This window comes from Ponticaulis profundi, from assembly GCF_042659465.1.
Taxonomy (GTDB): domain Bacteria; phylum Pseudomonadota; class Alphaproteobacteria; order Caulobacterales; family Hyphomonadaceae; genus Ponticaulis; species Ponticaulis profundi.
Window position 1 is genome coordinate 1 of the sequence record NZ_JBHSSW010000030.1, and the last position, 3,676, is coordinate 3,676.

A 3,676-nucleotide genomic window follows, 5' to 3' on the forward strand; every position below is an offset into this window, starting at 1 on the left:
CGGCCCTTGCCGGCCAAGCCTAGAGTATCCGTTGTTCGTCAAGCATCAGAAACAGCCTGTCGGTCGGCGAAAGCAGCCGTTCGTGCGTGGTGCATCAAATGACCCTATAGAGCCCTTAGCGGTCATTCCTTGTCCGAGATCATCGGGCAAGTTCCGATGCTGCAATCGCCGCAATCACCAGATCCACTTCCGCCAGCGGATCTCCGTCTTCCAGAAACCAAGCTGCTGACAGCCCTGTCCACGCCAGAATCCATTGTAGCAAACGGTGGCGTTCCAAACCTGCGGCTTCCGTCACCACGCTCAGCCTTCGATGGAAGCGCCCTGGCTGGGTAGCGACCGGGCGGTCAGGATCGCTTAGATCAGGATTAGTGAAAATGTTGGCAAAGTCGAAGCCACGCTCACCGATAAGCCCATGTGGGTCGATTGCGCGCCAGCCGCGCTCAAGGAAGTCAAGGACGTTGTCATGGTGGAGGTCGCCATGAAGGACTGTCTGCTCTCTGGGATTAGCAAGTAAGGTCTGTGCTGCCTGGAGGCTTTGGGCCAGAATGCCGCCGTGCTTTGCAGCAGCAATCTCAAGATCATGGAACCAAAGGTGCAGAGGAACCAAGTCGGGTAACTTGCCAGGACGCTGACGATGCAGCCGGTCAGCGGTCGCACAAAGAATGCGGCAGGCGCTATCGTCTTCACCAACACGGGCCATATCAGCTAATGACCGCGTACCCGTGGCACGTTCTATCAGAACAGCATTGTTGTCCCGGGCGAAGACCTCGGCCGCGCCCCCGCCGGCCCACCATTCCATGAGGGCCGCTCCCCGCTGCTGATCCGGCTGCGAAGAGAGCTTCAACATCGCGGGCGTTTCCTGCCGCAGCACCGGAAGAAGCTGGGCGGTCGGCGTGACGATCGGCTCACCATCGGGAACCAGATCCCACCGATGCAAGTACAGTTCAAACATAGCGTTCTCCATAGGCCGACATGAGTGCGGGCACCATGTGAGCAACGGGTGAGGGACGATGAGTGTCCGGTTCGTCCGCATCGCTGCCGTCCTGCGCCAAGGTGGCGGTGTCGTGGAGAGCCCATAGCCGTCATTCAGTCATCGTGCTATCGCGGGGGCATGAAGAAGTATGGTCGCACATTCCACCTTCCGTTTTCGCCCGGCGCCACCAGCGACGACAAGGTCATGTCTTCGCTTGAAGGTCTGATGGTGGAAGACCTCGTCGTCACCGAAAAAATGGACGGTGAGAATACGACCATTCACGCTGGCGGCTCACATGCGCGCAGCCCTGACAGCCGTTACCATCCTTCCCGAGACTGGCTCAAAGCGTTCGCCGCAGGGATTTCTCCCTATCTGGTAGAGGGCGAACGTATTGTCGGTGAGAACCTCTATGCTCGTCATTCGGTCGCCTATGATGCGCTGCCCTCATATTTCCTCGGCTTCGCCTGGATTGTTGGCGATGAAGTCCAGTCCTGGGATCTGACGCAGGCACGTTTCGAGGAACTGGGGATCCAGCCTGTTCCGACGCTCTATAGAGGCCCTTACCGTCCAACTCTGTTCGATGACCTGACGCAGGCGCTCGACCTGACTAGGCAGGAAGGTTTTGTGGTAAGAATCGCTGACTCGTTCACGGAAAGCGACATGCCTAGGCGGGTGGGGAAATATGTCAGGGAAGGGCACGTTCAGTCAGAAATCCACTGGATGAAGGCTGAACTCATCCCTAATCGCCTAGCTGAAGCCTAACGGCAGCTCCGTCCGCACTGTGGCCCTCGGTGCAAGGTGCGGTGAAGGTCTGCTCCTACGTCATTTCATCGGCCGCAGCTCCCATATGCGGCCAGACGCAACGAGGGTGTTGGCCAAAATCACGAGCTTCCGCATTACAGCCGTGATAGCAATCTTTGCGGGCTTACCTGCGTTTACAAGCCGCTTGTAGACGACGCGCAGATCCGGATTGAACCGTGTTGCGACAAGTGCTGGCATGTACAGGGATTGCCGCAGGACGGCACGACCGCCCCGGATGCGGGATTGTCCTTTCCAGTTCCCTGACTCGCGGTGCATTGGTGCCAGCCCTGCAAGACTTCCTGCCTGAGCAGACGTAAGTTCGCCTAACTCAGGTAACTCCGCCAGGAGTGTGAACGCGGTCGTAGCGGAAATCCCAGGTATGCTGATGAGGATTTCAAACTTCTGCGTCAGCGCAGCATCCGCTGCCACAGCGGCTCGGAGTTCACGCTCAATCATTTGGACCTGGCCCTCGATCTGCCGGATGCGGGCCGAACACTGCCGCTTCAGCAAAGGGTGGACGAGGTTCTTTTGCCGGTTCAGGTTGGCTGTTCGCTCCTTCATCAGCCCGCGCCGCGCCGAAAGCAACTCCGTCAGGCCAGTCATATTTTCCGGCCGTTCAGGCTGTGCCTTGATCTGAAGAACGGCCGCCATCCGTGCGAGAATAGCAGCGTCTACACGATCCGTCTTGTTGAGGCAGCCCGTTGCTTCAGCGAACCTACGGGCATGGAGCGGGTTCACCTTTGCCAACGCAATCCCCGCCCTGTGCAGATCGGCTTCCAGAGCCTTGTGGTATGGTCCAGTAGGTTCGAACACGACCATGACCGATTGTCGACTTTTCAGCCATTTGACAAAAGACCTTCGCCCCTTGTCGGTATTCTCAAACCGCCCACTTCCGCCGCCAGGGTAACTGTGAACGTCGAAGTGCAGTTTTGCGATATCAACACCAACCGTTTCGCCACCCATCTTTCTCTGTCCTCTGCTTATCATGCGGGGCACGATCCCCTTGTATCCGTTCAGGTCAGCTCGAAAGGGCGGGGCGATCACACTCTAGGACGGTTCTATGTAACCAGCGCGGTCCCGATCCGACCCCGCCACCGACCGGCATGAAGGCCGTGCCGGTCAGTGGCTCCACTTTGTAAGCAGAACCTACCTTCGTCATTAGATAAGCGCGGTCCCGGCCACAGGACGGGATGCGGCCACAATGACAACAAAAAATTCCATGATAAAACCATGGCATCTATACTAGAGGAGCCATAAGACGGAATATCGTTATGCGTCATATGGGCAAAAACCGTATTGCGAAATTTACAATTTACAAAGTGAGACATGAGCGTGACTAATAGCCCTATAAAACTGAAACTGAACCATTTGGCCCATGAGTCCGGTTTGATTGCTGAACATCTAATAAGGGCTTCCACTATTGCAGCACTATGTGGCGCTCTTTTCAAAATCGCTAAAGACACGTGGGACCAACTGCCAGCCTTTTCCTTGGATAGTCTTATTGAGTACGTAGTTATATTGTCAATGTTTATTGCGTCTCCCATCCTCGGCTTCTTTAGTGTAAGTATGTTGATAATATTGGTTCTTAATATTGAGGCCAAGATAAACGCAACCAATCACAGTTTAATATTTGCTCTCTTTGGAATTCTGTCAGTACTTTCCATGCTCTCAGTAATGGGCGCAGCTTTCGGCTTAATGAGGACAATATTTAACTAAGGTGGATTTGTCAGATTTACTAACTGACGCAACCTCTCGCCCGGTTGCCCACAGTCTGACGCTCGATCCCTTTGGTCTCGCTTACAGCCTGCTCCGGCCCTCTGCGTCCACTCCCAAGGTCGTTCCCTTGCGGGCTGGACAACCGGGCTCTGTTCGGAACCTCGACCTTATAAAAAAGCACAAGGC

3 protein-coding genes are annotated in these 3,676 nt (G+C 55.6%); 1 reads left to right on the top strand and 2 read right to left on the bottom strand.

The window, feature by feature from the left end; genetic code table 11:
• Window positions 1-139: 139 nt before the first annotated feature.
• A complete protein-coding gene (locus tag ACFQDM_RS15150; protein ID WP_377380479.1) occupies window positions 140-952 on the bottom strand; it encodes an aminoglycoside phosphotransferase family protein in 813 nt (270 codons plus the stop codon).
• 159 nt (window positions 953-1,111) lie between these two features.
• Between ACFQDM_RS15150 and ACFQDM_RS15155 the strand changes: the two genes are divergently transcribed.
• Window positions 1,112-1,735: an RNA ligase family protein gene (locus ACFQDM_RS15155; protein ID WP_377380481.1), complete on the top strand. Its 624-nt coding sequence runs from the start codon at window positions 1,112-1,114 to the stop codon at window positions 1,733-1,735.
• Between the two features lie 60 nt (window positions 1,736-1,795).
• Here ACFQDM_RS15155 and ACFQDM_RS15160 read toward each other — a convergent pair whose 3' ends face one another.
• Entirely contained in the window at window positions 1,796-2,737 is a 942-nt protein-coding gene (locus tag ACFQDM_RS15160; protein WP_377380483.1) for an IS110 family transposase, read from the bottom strand.
• Window positions 2,738-3,676: the final 939 nt, after the last annotated feature.

Bases quoted from the DNA above. Each gene is read 5' to 3' on its own strand.
- ACFQDM_RS15150 (WP_377380479.1), bottom strand. From the start codon at position 952: ATGTTTGAACTGTACTTGCATCGGTGGGATCTGGTTCCCGATGGTGAG.
- ACFQDM_RS15155 (WP_377380481.1), top strand. From the start codon at position 1,112: ATGAAGAAGTATGGTCGCACATTCCACCTTCCGTTTTCGCCCGGCGCC.
- ACFQDM_RS15160 (WP_377380483.1), bottom strand. From the start codon at position 2,737: ATGGGTGGCGAAACGGTTGGTGTTGATATCGCAAAACTGCACTTCGAC.